A 17,147-nucleotide genomic window follows, 5' to 3' on the forward strand; every position below is an offset into this window, starting at 1 on the left:
ACCTGTGAATCTCGCCTATCCCTACCGGTTCGATCATCGCGGGTACACCGCCGAGGCGACCGACGACACACACCTGCGCGACCTGATCGAGCAGGTGCTGTTCACCTCGCCCGGCGAGCGGGTGATGCTGCCGGACTTCGGCTGCGGCGTAATGCAGATGGTCTTCGCACCGAACAGCTTCGAACTGGCCAGCGCGACCCAGGTGCTTATCCAGAGTGGATTGCAGCGCTGGCTCGGCCATCTCCTGACGGTAAGCAACGTCAGCGTCGAAGCGGATGACGCGACATTGACGATCAGCGTGACTTACCAGGGACTGACCTCCGGGCAATGGCGGATGGAAACGTTCCAGCGCAGCGTGGAGGGCGCACCATGATCTACCGCTGCTGCACCGCCGACCGTCGCGAGCGCGTACTGAACCATTCCGCGCTCAACGGGCTCGACTACCTCGAGGTCATCGACCATGATCTGGCCGATACCGATCCGTTACGCCAACGTACGTTGCTGGTGCATTTCCTAAAGCCGTTGCCGGCCGGTTTTTCGGCTAAGAACGTCAGGCTCACCGGCGGCGAGCGTATCGTCGGCATTGCCATCGAATGGGCCGGCGTGGCATCGCCCACGCCGCTGCCGCTCGCTTCGCCACTTCCACCGGACACCGCGGCGGCCGAGGCTGGCACGCTGGCCGTCATCGGCAAACTCGCCGATGCCACCTCGACACTGATCGTGCGCACCGCCGTCGCAGGCGACTTCTCGACCTATACGTTGAACGTGGTGGCATCGCCCACCGTCGATACACCGCCAGCGGGTTTCGACCCACAACTGTCGCGGATCGACTTTGCATTCAAGGTGCAATGCCCCACCGACTTCGATTGCAAACCACCGGATGTGTGCATCGGCGTCGACGGCGACATACCAGACATCGACTATCTGGCGAAGGACTACCCAAGCTTCCGTCGCCTGATGCTCGACCGCCTGGCACAACTGGTACCGGCCTGGGAGCAGTCCAGCGAAGCCGACTTCGGTATGGCGGTGACCGAACTGATGGCCTATGCATACGACCAACTCAGCTATCAGCAGGACGCCGCCTCGACGGAAGGGTACTTCAGCACCGCGCGGCGACGCATCTCGTTGCGTCGGCATGCGACCCTGGTCGACTACCCCATGCACGACGGCTGCAATGCACGTGCATGGGTTCACGTGCGCGTGGCCGGTACCGTGGCGTTGCCGCTCGCAGGCACGCGTTTCCTGACGCGTTGCACCGGATTTCCCGCAGAGATCCCTGTCGGTCCGGTGCTGGACGATGCGATGCGCACGGGGCCGCTGGTCTTCGAGGCCATGCTAGATCCGATGCTTCAGGCCACCGGCTACATCCAGACATTGCGCTCGGAACATAACCAGGTGTCGTTCTACACCTGGAGCGAGAGTCGCTGCTGTCTGCCGAGCGGCGCTACATCGGCCACGCTGGCCGGCAGTCTGATGGGTCTGGCCGTTGGCGATGTGATGGTTTTCGAGGAACGCATCGGTCCGCACACGGGTCAACCCGGCGATGCGGATATTTCCCACCGCCACGTCGTGCGCCTGACCGCCGTCGATGCGACAGGCAAGGATCCGGTGGAAGGCACACTCATCACGCAGATAGCCTGGGCCGGTGCCGACGCGCTGCCGTTCGCGCTGTGCATCAGCGAGATCATCGACGGCAAGCCCTGCCCCGACGTGAGTGTCGCGCGTGGGAACATGGTCCTGGTGGATCACGGCCAGTCCTTTCCCGAAGGACTCGACACAGCACATGGCGAAGACCTGGGCGTCGTGCCTTCACCGACGCTGTTTACGGTCGACAGTTGCTGCGACGACCCATGCAACCCGCGCGCACCCAAAGCGATACCCCCGCGCTACCGTCCGTCGCTGCAGCGCACGCCGCTCACGCAGGCGGCGGGCAAACTGGTGGACACAGGCGGCAAGATCTTCGGCACACAACCGGATCCATACGACCCGAAAGGTCCGGCATCGGCGGCGGTGAAAGTCGCCATGGAACAAGTCCTGCCGCAAGTACATCTGATCGGCACGCTGGACGCGCACGAGCACGCGTGGGAGCCCCGCCGCAGTCTGCTTGGAAGCAACCCGGTCGACCGGCACGTGGTGGTGGAAGTGGACGAGCGCGCCCGGGCCAGTTTTCGCTACGGCGACGACAACCGTGCCATGCGCGCTGCCCCAATGACGGCTTTCGCCGCGTGGTATCGCACCGGCAACGGCACGGCGGGCAACGTGGGCGCCGACAGCATCGCGCATGTCGTGGCTGGAACGAACGCGATCGATGCCGTACGCAATCCCTGCCCCGCCACTGGTGGCGTCGACGCGGAAGATGCCGAGTCCGTGCGCCAGCGTGCGCCTTTCGCCTTCCGCACCCAGCAACGCGCGGTGACGATGGACGACTATGCGCACGTCGCCGAACGCGACCCGCGCATCCAGCGGGCGGCTGCATCGCTGCGCTGGACCGGGAGCTGGTACACGGTGCAGATCACACCCGATGCCATCGCCGGTGCCGATGTGAAAGACGTAAAGGACAAGCTCCCCGCTCTGATCGACCTGTTCCGTATGGCCGGTCAGGATGTATCGGTCAACGATCCGCACTACATTCCGCTCGAAGTCGCACTGCATATCTGCGTGAAGCCGGACTATTTCCGCAGTGACGTTCGCCAGCAGTTGCTGCTTACCCTGGGCAACCGCCGCCTCCCCGACGGCGGCATGGGTCTGTTCCATGCCGACAACTACAGCTTCGGGCAGAGTGTTTATCTGAGCGGTATCTACAAGGCTGCACACGACGTACCCGGCGTCGCGTCGGTACAGGTCACCACGTTCCAGCGCCAGGGCACCAACGACGCTACGTACCTGCTCGACGGACGGCTGCCCATCGGCCCGTTCGAGATCGCTCGCCTGGATAACGATCCGAATTATCCCGAGCGCGGCGTGCTTCGCCTGGACGTCCACGGAGGCAAATGATGGCCGATCCGATGACATGCGGTTGCTGCGCCGGCACCGACAAAGAAACCCCGGAAGCGATCTACAACGCACCCGGCCTGCAGACAATTGCCTATCGCATCGGCACGCAACCTCAGTTTCGAGCGAGCATGCTCGCGCGTCTGTCCAGTACCGACTATCCGGCCTTATCCAGGCTCACCGCGCGCGCCGAAGGCGACAAGGGCATGGACTGGACGGTCGCTGTGTGCGATGCGGTCGCCTGCGCGGCCCACGTGGTGACCTTCTATCAGGAACGCCTCATCAACGAGTCTTTCCTGCGCACGGCGACCGAACGCCGTTCGGTTATCGAACTGGCGCGCCTGACCGGCTACAGGGCCGCACCCGGTGTCGCCGCCAGCACGTCGCTTGCGTTCACGCTGGAGCCCTCACCGGGGCAACTGTCTCTCGCCGCGCAGCCGGTCACCATTCCGGCAGGCACACGCGTGCAGAGCATCCCCGATCCCGGGCAGATGGCGCAGACCTTCGAAACGGTCGTCGACCTCCCCGCGCGCGTCGAATGGAATGCCATGCCCGTGGTGGGCTCCACGCTGCCGCTGATTGCGGCCGGGTCGACCGATCTGTATGTCGCAGGCACCGGCTTGCAGATTTCGCAAGGCGATTCGATCGCGCTGGTGACCGCCGCGCGCTACAGCTCGATTCCGGCGAACGATCCATCGCTGGTCGTCTGGATCGATCGTGTGGAAGAAGACAAGTCGCTGGATATCACGCGTCTGAGCTGGACCCGGCCGTTGACCGCGTCATGGGATGCCACCGCCGCCAACGGTTTTCGCGCGCATGTGTTCCGTCAGCGCGCCGCGCTGTTCGGAGCCGCTGCACCCGATGCCAACCTGCTTGCCAACAGTGGCAATGCAGCACTTTTCGATGGGACGAAAGTACCTGACTTCAAATGGCCAAAGTTCGAAGTACCCAAGACCGGCCCGTTCGATCTGGACGCGCTGTATTCAAAGGTGGTCGGCGGAAGCTGGGTCGCATCGGTCACGAAAGCAAGCGGCATTTCCGACGCCTTCGAAGCGACGCTTGCCAAGGGGTTGGGCCCGGTGTCCGGAGGACTGATCGGAGGCATGACGGGAGTCTACATCGGCGTCAGCTGGGTGATTGCCATGGTCGGGGAGCACCTGAGCACCACGCTCTACCGTATCAGCGCAGTCGACCAGCTATCCCGCAGCGACTTTGCGCTGTCGGCGAAGATCACGCGCCTTCACGTGGACGGCAATGCGACCGCCGACACGCTCGATCCGCGCACGACACTGCTCATGGTGCAGAGCGAAGAACTGATTCCCGTACCGCGTCCGGTGCGCTACCCGGTCTATGGCAGCACGCTGGTACTGGGCGTCAGCCGTCCGGGCCTCGCTCCCGGACAGAAGATCGCCGTCAACGGCAAGCGGCAGCGCGTCACCCTGCCCCGCGATACCGGCATCGTGAAGTTCATTGGCCAGCCCACACGCGTGGCTCAGGCCGGCGAAACTTTTCCGGTCCTCGGCGCGCCGGCAAGCGAAATCAGTCCGGGTTTCTGGCAGCCGATACCCTTCGATGCACTGGGCAATCCGGGCCTGACCGGCACGCTTCGCTGGACCGTGCTCGACCATGATGGGCATAGCATGCAGCTGGATGCGGCAGCGGGTACGCTGGCATTCACGCCGGCGACGCGCGACGATTCAACGTTGAGCGAAGTGGTCACGCTGCTAGGCGGCATCGACGCCGTCAAGCTCACGCCGACCACGACAACGCTTGCCCTGGCCAGCGTCCTGGTCAACTGTTACGACCGCTCCACCGTCGCCGTCAACGCCAACATCGCGGACGCGACGCACGGCGAGACCGTTACCGAGATCGCGGGCAGCGGAAACGCGAGCCTGCCTGCGCAGAGCTTCACGCTCAAACAGGCACCCCTGACGTACGTGTCCAGTCCCAGTTCGCCGCAGGGCGCGACTTCGACGCTGGAAGTGCGGGTCAATTCGCTGCTCTGGGCCGAGGTACCGTTCCGCTATTCGCATAGCCCGAAGGAACACGTCTACGACACATGGCAGGACGATATGGGCGTGACCCGTATCAACTTCGGTGGGGATGGTGCGCGCCTGCCGACCGGTCAGAGCAACGTCCGGCTGCGCTATCGCAAGGGAATCGGATCGGCCGGCAATCTGCGCAGCGGACAGCTGACTTCGCTGCTCACCCGCCCGCTCGGCGTCAAGTCCGTCGTCAATGCCAACGACGCCACCGGCGGCGCGGATGCCGAGGACCTGACCAGCGCACGCATGAACGCGCCGCTGCGCATACTCACGCTCGACCGTGCGGTGTCGCTGAGCGATTACGCGGACTACGCACGCGCGTTCGCCGGCGTCGCCAAGGCGCACGCCATGTGGATCGGCAACGGACCCGGGCGAGGCATCCACGTCACGATCGCAGGTGCCGACGGCAAGCCGATACCCGACGGAAGCGACACACAGAGCTATCTGGTGGCGAGTCTGCGCGCGTACGGCGACCCGTTGATGCCTTTGACGGTACACACGTATACAAAGGCCACGTTCACTCTGAAACTAGCCATCGCCTACACCGCGGACGCCGATCCCGTGGCCACGACCGCGGCCGTGGTGGCGACGCTGCGTGCGGCGTATGCATTCGACGCACGCGCGTTCGGTCAGCCGGTAAACATCGACGAGGTCTATGCCATCGTCCAGTCCGTGCCCGGCGTATTGGCTGTCGACATACAACGGCTGTATCGAACCGAAGTCGGCCCGGTCGGTCCGCAGCCGGTTGCCCAACTGGTCGCCGCCCTTCCCGCGCTGCGCGCCGACGGTACGGTCAGTCCGGCAGAATTGCTGACGCTGGATCCGGCACCGTTCGAACTGGGAGCGATGGCATGAGCCTGAACCCGCAGGACATGCTGCGCCTGTTGCCGGCGGTATTGCGGATACGCGATCTGGCGCAGGCCGAATTTTCGCCGGGCTGGCTGGACGCGGCCGATCGGAAGAACTATCTCGAACTGCAAGGTGTGCTCGATAGCGGCGGTGTGCTCACGCCCGCGCAACAGCAGATCTACGGCGCGGTGCGGGAACGCGGCCTCGCCGGTCCGCTCGCGAGCCTGATCGGTCTGCTTGCGGAGCAGATCGCCGCGTTGCAGGAAAACGTCGAGCAACTCTACGACGACCAGTTCATCGAAACCTGCGCGGACTGGGTCGTACCGTATATCGGCGACCTGATCGGCTATCGCATGCTGCATGGCGTGACCCCGGCTATCGCCAGTCCGCGCGCCGAAGTAGCGCATACGATCGGCTACCGCCGGCGCAAGGGCACGGTGGTATGCCTGGAACAACTGGCGCGGGACGTCACGGGCTGGAGCGCCACCGCCGTGGAGTTTTTCCAGCGCATTGTCGTCAGCCAGTCGATGAACCATATCCGCCCGCAATGCCTCGCGTCGCCGGATATGCGCAACGGCAACGCGCTGGAACGCCTGAACACGGCATTCGATCCGGTGATGCACACGATCGATGTTCGTCGCATAGCGAGCGAAAGCGGACGCTACAACATTCCCAATATCGGCATGTTCCTGTGGAGCATCTCATCGTGGCCGCTGACCGGTTCTCCAGCCATCTCCGTCGACAGCCGACGCTGGCGTTTCCATCCGCTGGGCATCGACCAACCGTTGTATTCGCATGCGCTGCCGATCGTCGCGTTCTCGGGGATGTCCAAACCCATCAACGTGCCGGAACCGATCAGCCGGCGCGTCCTGGATGCAGGCAAGAACGACTACTACGGCGCGGGCCTGAGCCTGCTTCTGTACGAACTCACGGGCGGCACCGTAACGCCGGTGCCCGCGACCGATGTGTGCATCTGCAACCTGAGCGATCACGCGGGAACCTGGGCCCACCTGCCCACCGTCAATGGCAAGTACGCGGTCGATCCGGTGCTTGGCCGTATCGGGGCCCGCGTCGATCTTCCCGCTGGCACGTCCCTCGCGGTGGACTTTCAATATGGATTCAGCGCACCGATGGGAGGCGGCGAGTACGACCGCGAAGCCGAGACCGCGGATGCGAGCGCGCCAGCGAACCTGATCCTCGTACCCGACCATCACGCGCACATCCAGGACGCGATCGCCGCACTGGGAGCCAAGGGTGGCGTAGTGGAGATCAGGGACAGCGGACGATACGAGGAAGCGCTCGCCATCGCCGCGCCGGCCAACAGTCAGATCGTGCTGCGTGCCGCCGACGGGTACCGGCCCACCATCGTCCTCACCGCGCCGCTGGTCATCGGCGGCGGCGAGCAATCCGCCGTGCGCCTCAATGGCCTGCTCATCGCAGGCGACACGCTGACCGTGGGCTCGGGGGGATCCAATGCGCTTGGCGTCCTGGAAATCGCGCACTGCACGCTGGTCCCCGGCATCGCGTTGCATCCGGACGGGTCGCCGGTGCACCGCCAGACACCCGGCATCGACATCGATACACCGGGCGTGGCGCTGACGATCCGCCAGTCGATCGTCGGCGGCATCCGCGTGCATGCGCTTAGCAGCGCGAACGCGGCGGACTCCATCATCGACGCCACGGATCAAACCGAAGTGGCGTATGCCGACCACGACAACGAATCGGCGGGCGGCGCGCTCAGCCTCGTGAACTGCACCGTGGTCGGCAAGATCCACGCACGCACGCTGCCTCTGGTCAGCAACTCGATCCTTATGGCTCGCCTTGCGAGCCCCGACGACTGGACAGCGCCCATCGTCGCCGACCGGCTGCAGGAGGGCTGCATCCGTTTCACCTACCTGTCGCCGGGTGCGCGCGTGCCGCGCCGCTATCACTGCCTGCCCGAATCGGCGGATACCGTCGACCTTGGCACGCCGCACTTCGTGACGCTGCGCTATGGCTCGCCCGCCTACGCGAAGCTGGACCGATCCAGCGGCGACGCGGTACGCGGCGGTGCAGACAACGATTGCGAACCGGGCGTTTTCAATGCCGTCGCCGGCGTACAGCGCGAGGGCAACCTGCGCTTACGCCTGTCCGAATACCTTCGCGTCGGCCTCGAAGCCGGCATCTTTTACGAAAGCTGAGTGAACGCAGACGGGGAACGCCATGAGTGGTGATTACAGTCGTTACACGTTCGATCCCACCAGGAATTTCTTCGGCGTTTTCCTGGAACAGGGCCGTCCGCTGCTGGACCAGGACTGGAACGAATGGGTCGCGCAGGTAAAGCGCCAGGCGCAGGCCACCGCGCTGGACACGTTCGGCGGCGACGCCGTGGTACCCGCGACAACACCCGATGCGTTTGCCATCGCCATCGCCGGCACGGGCCTGACCATCGGTCCGGGCCGTATCTACGTCGACGGACTGCTGGCCGAAAATCATGGCGTGGCCCCGGACACGTGGGATGCGCAACTGGCCGAATCCCGCGGTAGTAGCGCTACGCCATTCGACAAACAGCCCTGGTTGCCCGCGCCGGTCGTACCGGACCTCAGCAAGCCGGGCATCTTCCTTGCCTATGTCGATGTGTGGGAGCGCGAAGTCACGTCCATGCGCCTGACCGCACTGGTCGAGAAGGCCGTGGGCTTCGGCACGTCGACGCGCGCGCAGACGGTCTGGCAAGTCAAAACACTGGAGATCAAAGGCGCCGCATCGGGCAGCGTCGCATGCGACACCAACCTGGCCGACTGGAATGCACTCATCGCCCCCTCGGCCGGACGCCTGAGTACCCACGTGGCGGCGTTCGGCAGCGACGATCCCTGCATCATTCCGCCCGAAGGTGGATACAAGAGCCCCGATAATCATCTGTATCGGGCAGAGATCCACAAATCCGGTCCACCTGGCGTCGCCACATTCAAGTTTTCGCGCGAGAACGCATCGATCGAAGCGCATGTACTGAGCTTCACCAACAACGCGAGCTTCGTCGTCGACACTGTCGGTAAGGACGACAAGCTCGGCTTCCAGCCCGGCGACTGGATCGAACTGACCGACGACCGGCACGAACTGAATCAACTTCCGGGGATGTTGCTGCGCATCGCCACCGGCGGCGTCGACAGCGTCGCGCGCAGCATCACGGTGGAACAGGCCATCACCGGACCGGACTTTACGGTTCCCGGCACACCCGATCCACTGAACGGCACACGCATCCGGCGCTGGGACCAGAAAGGCCAGGTCTTCCAGACCGACGTCGCGCCGATCAAGGTGTACACCGATCTTTCCGCGGCAGGCGCCGATGGCAGTATCGTCGTGCCCGCGTCGGCCACGTCGGTCATCGCGCTGGAGAATGGCATCGCCGTCAGCTTCGACGTCGTGGCGGCAGGCGGCACCTTCCATACCGGCGACTACTGGCTGTTCGCCGCCCGTTCGGTCGATGCCTCCGTCGAACTCCTGACCGACGCACCGCCGCTCGGCATCCATCATCACTATGCGCGCCTTGGCGTGGTGACCACACCGAACACGGTGTCCGACTGCCGCAAACCCTGGCCGCCCGCGCAAAGCACGGGCGGCGATGGATGCGCCTGCACGATCTGCATCTCGCCGGACGATTTCAAGAAGGACAACGGCGTACTGCAGAAGGCCGTCGATGTCGTGGCGCGCACCGGCGGGACCGTCTGCCTCGAAGCTGGCGAGTATCGTCTCGCGGAACCAGTGAAGGTCGCGAATCAGGCCAGCCTGACTCTTCGTGGACAAGGCACCGCCACGCGCGTCGTCGCGCTCGGCGGCAGCGCGTTCCTGGTCGACGCGCAAGCGGATGTCGCCATCGAGGCGATGGCGATCGTCATCGAAAGGCAAGAGAACGCTGCCGGTATCGTGCTGCTGAGCACCGCGGACGTGATCCTGACCGTCGAACAGGTCGATATATCCACGCAGGCACTCGAAGGGAACGCTGCGACCAACCCGTCCGTGGTGGCGATCGGCGTGCTAAAGCAGATCGGACGACTGCGACTGGAGAGCAATACGTTCCGCACACCCAATGGCCTGGTGAGCCTGTCGGCGGAAGTACCCAGGGACGGCACCGCCAACCCAGTCGATATGCGCGAGCTGTATGCGACCGGCAATACGTTCACCTGCGTTCTTACGGCCGTGAACGTCCAGATTAAGTCCGACAACAGCTCGGTGGTCCGCATCGAAGGCAATGCGGCTGGCCAGTGCTCCGACACGGCATACGCCATCGCAAATGTCGGCGCCGGCGACACCGCACTGCATTTCAGCGGCAACCGGCTGCTCGTTTTCGGCAACGGCGTGGTGAGCAATGCGGCTACGGCCGCGATTGTGGACAACGATTTCGAACAGATCCGGGTCATACGCGACCAGGGCCACGGCTGCGCGATCATGCTCGGCGACGATTCCGGCAAGACGGGTACGCCCCGCCACGCGCAGGTTGTCGACAACCGCATCGAGAACTTCCGCGACGGTGCGATCCAGGCCGGCTACCTGTTCGCTTCGCTGATGGTGCGCGGCAATCGCATCGACGGCTGCGGTGCGGGCGTCGTCGTGATAATGGACACGATGGCCGACGACGGGCAATGCACGGTCGACGTCACCGGCAATGTCATTCTTGCGGACAAGGATGTCGATCTTGGCGATCGCTTCTTCCTTGGTATTGCGATTGCTCGCATCGCGAAAAGCCGTGCCAAGCTGACCGACGTCGATCTGCTGATGATGAAATCCGCCGCTGCCATTGCAGCCACGAAAGCAAAGAAGCTGACCCCGGAAACGATCGATGCGGGGTCCCGGATAGAAGTAACGGGCAACCAGATCGCCGCACGGGTGCGTGCGGTCGCGGTGATCGTATCGGCGCCTGGCTTCTGCAACGTAAGCAACAACCACTGCACCGTCGTGCGCACCGACAGCACGCCCGCCGTGATCGCGAATGCGACCTCGGTCGTGGTGGGCGGCAACCAGGTTCAGGGCCAGGACCCGGCGATCTCGATCATCGCCGGTACGTTGGGCGACCGGGGCCCTGCCGCGACCATCCTCGGCAACATCACCCAGGGAGACATCCTGCTCAATGCCGCCCCGCCCGGCGCCCCCTGGAAGGACCTCAACATCAGGCAATAGGTCACAAATTTCTTTACATATTGGTTACTTAAGTAATTACGATCCCGTTCCGCGTGCTAATCTCCTGCGCTGGGGATTGCTCTGACCAAATCCGCGGCATGCGGAATCGGGGGCGGCATGGAACAGTCGAACCGGGTCGATCGCGTACTGGCCGAACCTGGCCGGGAGCACGACGTCGACCGGCCCAATCTCATCGGGACATCGCCCGCATTCCTCGCCGCGCTGGAGCTTATCCGCAAGGTCGCCGCCTGCACCGCTCCGGTGCTTATCGAAGGCGAAACCGGTACGGGCAAGGAACTGGCCGCTCGGGCCATCCATTACATGAGTGCGCGGCGCAATGCGCCCTTCGTCGCGGTCAACTGCGGCGCGATACCCGAAAGCCTTCTGGAAAGCGAGCTGTACGGCCACGAACGCGGTGCGTATACGGATGCACGCGATGCCGCGCCCGGACTGATCGCGCAGGCCCATGGCGGCTCGCTGCTGCTCGACGAAATCGAAACCATGTCACAGCGCACGCAAGTGGTCCTGCTGCGCTTCCTGCAGGACCAGGAATACCGTGCCGTGGGCGGGCGTCGGACCCTGCACGCCGACACGCGCATCATCGCGTCGAGCAATGCAGACCTCGAAGCGATGACCACGCAGGGCCAGTTCCGTCAGGACTTGTTCTTCCGCCTCAACGTACTGGCGTTCCGGCTGCCGAGCCTGCGCGAACGCCCCGGCGACGCGGCGCTGCTGGCCGATGCCTTCCTGCGCCGGCTCGGCCAGCGCTATCAACGCCCCGACAAACTGCTTCACGTGGAGACCGAAGCGTTTCTGCGCGATTACGCATGGCCCGGAAACGTGCGTGAGCTGGAGAACCTGATCCACCGCGAATACCTGTTCAGCGAAGACGACGTGCTGCACTTCACCTCGCCGCGCAGGGAGGGCATTGCCGCGCGTGCTCCCAGCGCGCATGCAAAGACTTTCAAGTGCGCGAAGGCCGAAGTTGTCGCTCGCTTCGAGCGATCCTACGTCACCGAGGTGCTGTCGATGGCCGGTGGCAATGTCAGTCTCGCCGCGCGCCTGGCGCATAAGGAGCGCAGCGCGTTCTGCCGGCTTATTCGCAAGCACTGGCCGGATGGGAAGCTGGGCTCGACGAACGTTCCGTAGCGCCAGCGCTATCGTCAAACCCGCGGCACTATCGGCAGCCGTTGTTGCAGCTCATCGACCAGGACCCGCGTATTTTCCGAATAGTCGACCGGCACGATGACAAGGTGCACGCCTCCGCCCGTGAATGCGTTCTCCAGAGCCGGTCGCAGCTCGCCGACCTCGCCGACCCGGGTTGCCTTAGCGCCATAAGCGGCGGCGTAAGTCACGAAGTCCGGGTTACCGAACGTCATGCCAAAGTCCGGGAAGCGATCGACCGCCTGCTTCCACCGGATCATGCCGAAGGCATGGTCTTCGATGATCAACACTACGAGGTTGAGTCCGAGCCTGACGGCTGTCTCCAGTTCCTGGCTATTCATCATGAAACCGCCGTCACCGCAGACCGCCATGACGCGGCGTTCCGGATAAAGTATCGCGGCCATGATCGCGGATGGCAGACCCGCTCCCATGGTGGCCAGGGCGTTATCCAGCAAGAGCGTGTTAGCAACCTGCGTTCGGTAGTTTCTCGCGAACCAGATTTTATACATGCCGTTGTCCAGGGCGAGGATGCCGTCCGACGGCATGACTTCGCGGACGTCGTGCACCAGACGTTGCGGCGTGAGGCGATCCTCGGTAGCGCGCGCGGCAATCCGGTTCAGAATACCCTCGCGCAACGGCAGGAGTGCTTGCGCGTGGGGGATCTTGCCTTCGATGCGGTCCGCAAGAAGTTTCAGCGAAGGGCCGAGATCGCCAATGACTTCCGCCTGAGGAAAGTAGACCTGCTCGACATTGGCCGGCAGGTATCCCACGTGGACGACCTTGGGACCATTGATCCCCATGATGAACGGCGGTTTCTCGACCGTGTCGTGACCGATGGTGACGATGAGGTCAGCCTGCTCTATAGCCTCATGCACATAGTCCCGCTCGGAGAGCGCCGCCGTCCCCATGTAGAGTTCGGTTCCGCCTGGGACCGTACCTTTCCCCATCTGTGTCGTGAAATACGGAATCCGTGTCCGCAGAACGAACTGGGCGAGGTCCGCCGTCGATCGCGGACGCGATGCCGCCGCGCCGAGCATCAAAAGCGGCGATTTCGCCTGCATGATCATCTGCGCAGCCCGATCGAGGGCCGTTGCATTTGCCAGCGGAAGTTCCACCGGATGAGGCGGAACCAAAGGGACGTCCTGACACGCTTCGGCGGCGATGTCTTCGGGAAGCTCCAGATGCACTGGCCCCGGACGCTCTTCCTCCGCCACACGAAACGCTTCGCGTACGACCGCGGGAATCGTCGCTGCGGAAACGATCTGACGCGAAAGCTTCGTCAGCGGTTTCATCACGGTCACGATATCCACGATCTGGAATCGCGCCTGCCGGGATGACAGGATGGCCTTCTGGCCGGTGATCATGATCATCGGCATGGCCCCGAGCAACGCATAAGCGGCACCTGTCGTCAGGTTCAGTGCCCCGGGCCCGAGCGTCGTGATGCATACCCCCGGCTTACCGGTAAGCCGGCCGTAGGTGGCAGCCATGAATGCCGCCGCTTGTTCATGCCGTGTGAGGACGAGTTGAATCGACGACTTCCGGATGGACTCGACGACGTCGAGGTTTTCCTCTCCGGGGATACCGAAAATTCGGTCGACACCCTCGTTCTCGAGAGCGGCGACTAACAGGTCGGAGCCTTTGGCCACGGTAACTCTCCCATTCAAAAGCGGAACTTCGCGACTGCTACGTCGGAAAAATCGACATGCGTGGCGCCAGAGTACAACGAACTCCCCGAAGGCTTTGACACCACAACCACTCCATGCCTGAGAGGTATGCCCCTCTGCTTACAAAGTCTTTTCCATGCGCACCACGGAAGCCCACAGTGGCCTGCATGGAAGCATGGATAGTCGATAGACAAGACATGTCCCTGCTCCTGAGTCAGTTACATGCATCCATCTGTCATCGGGAATAACGCAATGAGCAAGCAAGTCGTTTTGATTACGGGAGCCCTCACGGGCATAGGCCGTGCCGCTGCCGTCGCCTTTGCCAAAAAGGGCGCGAAGGTAGTCGTTGCCGGCCGGCACGCCGAGGTCGGCAACGCACTGGCCGTGGAGCTTCGCTCTTTCGGCGCGGAGGCGGAATTCATCAACGTCGACGTCCGCAAAGAGGACGAGGTCCGCGCCATGGTCGACAAGACGGTCGCACGGTTTGGCCGTCTCGATGTCGCAGTGAACAACGCTGCCACCGAAGGCCAGGTTGGTCCGATTACGGACCAGACCGCTGAAAGCTATGCCGCGACGTTCGACACGAATGTCCTCGGCGTGGTCCTGAGCATGAAACACGAAGTGCGCGCCATGCAAGGACAGGGCAGCGGCAACATTATCAACATTTCATCGACCTATGGACACGAGGGTGCAGCAGGAGCCTCGATCTATGTTGGTAGCAAGCACGCGGTCGAAGGCATCACCAAGTCGGTGGCGCTCGAGATCGCCCAGTCGGGAATCCGTGTAAACGGCGTGGCGCCCGGCCCCACGGATACCGGCATGTTGACCCGCTTTACAGGCACGCCAGAGAACAAGGCTGCTCTGGTGTCGGGAGTTCCGCTAGGTCGCCTCGGCCTTTCGGAAGAAGTAGCCGACGCTATCGTATTCATCGCATCGGATGCCGCGTCATTCATAACGGGCCATATCCTCAACGTCGACGGCGGCCATACCGCCAACTGATCCTGTCCGGATGCGGAGTTCTTCTCCGCATCCGGCCTGATGCATCGAGTGAGATGGTGTGCGTGGCGCCTGACGAGAACGCTACGGGATCGCCATCGTTACAGCTTCGATCCGCCGTCCACCTGCAAGATGTCGCCCGTGATCCAGCGCGCCTCGTCCGAGGCAAGGAAAGCAACCGCACCAGCGATATCGTCAGGCTGCGCCACGCGCTTGAGCGCCTGCATGCCGAGCGCCGCGTTGCGGCCCTCTTCGGTCTTGGTGAAGTTCGACATCTCCGTCTCCACCACACCCGGTGCGACGGCGTTGACGCGGATACCGCGCGGCCCGAGCGACGCGGCGAAATGCTTGACCAGCGTGTCCACCGCGCCCTTGGTCGCCGCATAGGCGGACAGATTGCCCACGACGGCACGCGCGGCGAGCGACGAGGTGAAGACGATATTGCTTCCCGTGCACATGGCCGGCAATAACTGCTGGATCAGGAAGTACGGAGCACGCACGTTGACGGCAAAGAGCTGGTCGAAGTCATCGATGGTGGTCTCTTCGATCGATGCCGCCTTCGAGATACCGGCATTGGCGACAAGAATGTCCAACCGGGCGCCGATGATGCCGCGAACCTGTCTGGCTAGTTCATGCGGGCCATCCGGCGCGCTCAGATCCGCTCCCACTTTCTCGGCACGGCCGCCCGCCGTGCGAATCTGCGCCACGACGGCATCGGCTTCCTTTTGCGCGCTACTGTAGTGGACAAGAACCTGCGCGCCGGCTTTGGCCAGCGCAAGCGCAACGGCCTTGCCGATGCCGCGCGAAGCGCCAGTCACCAGGGCGGTTTTACCAGTGAGGTTGCTCACGAGGTTTCTCCGTTTTCATGGGGTATTGGGTAGAGGGGATATCAGTGCTCGAGTACTTCGATCGTATCGACGCGATCCGGGTAAAACGCGACGTGGTCCCTGATCAGGGCGACAGCATCGTAGGGTTGCTCGTACGTCCACACCGCATTCGTGGCGCGCTCGCCACCGGCAGGAATGCTGTAGTAAACGCAATCGCCCTTGTAGGGACAGTAAGTCGCGTGTTCGGTACGTTGCAGAAGCGTCATGTCGACGTCCTGCCGGGGGATATATTGGACCGCCGGATAATTGGCCTCTTTCAGCGTCAATGCATTACGCGTATCCGCGATGATGCGGCCAGCGATCTTCACAACGACGCGCTGTTCGTTGCGAACGATCGTGATGGGATGATCCGCTCCGGGTACCTTGATCGTCCTGGCATTGGGGGATGTGGGCTGGGTCACGGTCTGTCTCCACGAAGGATAACGACGAGGGGTCGTCTCGCCCCGTAAAAGAGGCGAGACAAGAGGCGTTTGTCCTGGCGGGTTATTCGGCCAGGAAAGTCGAGACGTGCTGCACGAATCGCTCGGGATACTGGTATTGCGACCCGTGGTTGGCGTCGGGGTACAGGATCAACTGCGCATTGGAAATATTCTGTTGAAGGATGCAAGAGTTGGCCGTGTAGATGATCACGTCGCTGTCGCCGTTGATGACCAGGGTCGGCTGCGTGAGCGCTCTCAGGTACGTATACGGGTTTTCGCGCGGAGCGCCCCATTTGGTAAGCGCTTCGATCTGCGCCGGCGCCACCTTCTCGTCGACCTCCGGATCGCGGTTCTCGATGCGCTGGCGAAAGCGTTTGAGAAAGGCACGACCCGCGATCTGGCTGGCATCCGAATCCGTGAAAAAGACTTTCAGCCACAGATGATCCGGTTCGTCATAGGTGGCACCGAACACCTGCTGCGCCTCCGGTGTGAGCGAGGACATCCCTTCGCCGCTGCGCGGCCCAGTACCGACCAGAATCAGTTTGCGAACGAGTTTCGGCTCGTCCAGCGTCAAGGTTTGCGCAATCAGGCCACCTAACGAAAAGCCGAGTACGTCGACCCGGTCCAGACCAAGTGCCTTGATAAATGCCGCCGCATTGACGGCCATGCCTTCAATGGTGGTCGGCACCTCACCGGTGCTGCTCGCGATGCCGGCGTTGTCGAACAGAATCACTTCGCGATCTTTGGCAAAGCCATCGGTGATGGCGGGATCCCAATGATCCATCGTGCCGATGAAGTGCATGTTGAGTACGAGAGGCACGCCACCGGCTTTGCCGAAGCGTCGATAGGCAAAGCGAATGCCGTTGGCGTCGACGTACCGGGTGGGGGCCGTTTGATGGGTATGGCTGCTCAAGTCGGAACTCCTCTGGAATGGTTCGGATCGATATCACGGGGCGCAGGAAGAGCCTTTCAGGCATGGCT

The 17,147-nt window shown here is 63.2% G+C and carries 11 protein-coding genes; 7 read left to right on the plus strand and 4 right to left on the minus strand.

The genetic code is table 11. From position 1 onward, the window contains the following. Positions 1-4 precede the first annotated feature (4 nt). The 6 genes from EC912_RS09175 (at position 5) to EC912_RS09200 (ending at position 12,185) form a co-directional block, all read left to right on the plus strand. Positions 5-373 carry a GPW/gp25 family protein gene (locus EC912_RS09175; protein WP_132143187.1) on the plus strand — a complete coding sequence of 123 codons (369 nt, stop codon included), beginning with the start codon at positions 5-7 and terminating at the stop codon, positions 371-373. Further along, on the plus strand, positions 370-2,994 hold the full coding sequence (locus tag EC912_RS09180; protein ID WP_207906807.1) for a putative baseplate assembly protein: 2,625 nt from the start codon (positions 370-372) through the stop codon (positions 2,992-2,994). Before EC912_RS09175 ends, EC912_RS09180 begins: the two co-directional genes overlap by 4 nt. Then, the gene (locus EC912_RS09185) at positions 2,994-5,891 is read left to right on the plus strand and encodes a putative baseplate assembly protein (RefSeq protein WP_165973551.1); all 2,898 of its coding nucleotides are present in this window, start codon (positions 2,994-2,996) and stop codon (positions 5,889-5,891) included. The genes EC912_RS09180 and EC912_RS09185 overlap by 1 nt, the downstream gene beginning before the upstream one ends. Continuing rightward, positions 5,888-8,065 (plus strand): hypothetical protein, encoded by a 2,178-nt coding sequence (locus EC912_RS09190; protein ID WP_132143193.1) that lies wholly within the window; start codon positions 5,888-5,890, stop codon positions 8,063-8,065. The genes EC912_RS09185 and EC912_RS09190 overlap by 4 nt, the downstream gene beginning before the upstream one ends. Positions 8,066-8,087: 22 nt before the next feature. Continuing rightward, a complete protein-coding gene (locus tag EC912_RS09195; RefSeq protein WP_132143195.1) occupies positions 8,088-11,036 on the plus strand; it encodes a DUF6519 domain-containing protein in 2,949 nt (982 codons plus the stop codon). A gap of 117 nt (positions 11,037-11,153) precedes the next feature. Further along, positions 11,154-12,185 carry a sigma-54 interaction domain-containing protein gene (locus tag EC912_RS09200; protein WP_132143197.1) on the plus strand — a complete coding sequence of 344 codons (1,032 nt, stop codon included), beginning with the start codon at positions 11,154-11,156 and terminating at the stop codon, positions 12,183-12,185. A 14-nt stretch (positions 12,186-12,199) separates the two neighbouring features. Here EC912_RS09200 and EC912_RS09205 read toward each other — a convergent pair whose 3' ends face one another. Beyond that, positions 12,200-13,846 carry an acetolactate synthase large subunit gene (locus tag EC912_RS09205; RefSeq protein WP_132143199.1) on the minus strand — a complete coding sequence of 549 codons (1,647 nt, stop codon included), beginning with the start codon at positions 13,844-13,846 and terminating at the stop codon, positions 12,200-12,202. A 270-nt stretch (positions 13,847-14,116) separates the two neighbouring features. On the opposite strand from EC912_RS09205, the gene EC912_RS09210 reads away from it, so the two are divergent. Then, the gene (locus EC912_RS09210; RefSeq protein ID WP_132143201.1) at positions 14,117-14,863 is read left to right on the plus strand and encodes an SDR family NAD(P)-dependent oxidoreductase; all 747 of its coding nucleotides are present in this window, start codon (positions 14,117-14,119) and stop codon (positions 14,861-14,863) included. 98 nt (positions 14,864-14,961) lie between these two features. On the opposite strand, the gene EC912_RS09215 is transcribed toward EC912_RS09210, so the two are convergent. The 3 genes from EC912_RS09215 to EC912_RS09225 all read right to left on the minus strand — a co-directional run bounded on the left by EC912_RS09215 (position 14,962) and on the right by EC912_RS09225 (position 17,079). Beyond that, a complete protein-coding gene (locus tag EC912_RS09215) occupies positions 14,962-15,708 on the minus strand; it encodes an SDR family NAD(P)-dependent oxidoreductase (protein WP_132143203.1) in 747 nt (248 codons plus the stop codon). A 41-nt stretch (positions 15,709-15,749) separates the two neighbouring features. Further along, complete coding sequence (locus EC912_RS09220; protein ID WP_132143205.1) at positions 15,750-16,148, minus strand: DUF427 domain-containing protein; 399 nt, start codon at positions 16,146-16,148, stop codon at positions 15,750-15,752. 82 nt (positions 16,149-16,230) lie between these two features. Then, complete coding sequence (locus EC912_RS09225) at positions 16,231-17,079, minus strand: alpha/beta fold hydrolase (protein WP_132143207.1); 849 nt, start codon at positions 17,077-17,079, stop codon at positions 16,231-16,233. Positions 17,080-17,147: the final 68 nt, after the last annotated feature.

The organism is Luteibacter rhizovicinus, assembly GCF_004342265.1.
In the GTDB taxonomy this organism is placed as follows: Bacteria; Pseudomonadota; Gammaproteobacteria; order Xanthomonadales; family Rhodanobacteraceae; genus Luteibacter; species Luteibacter rhizovicinus_B.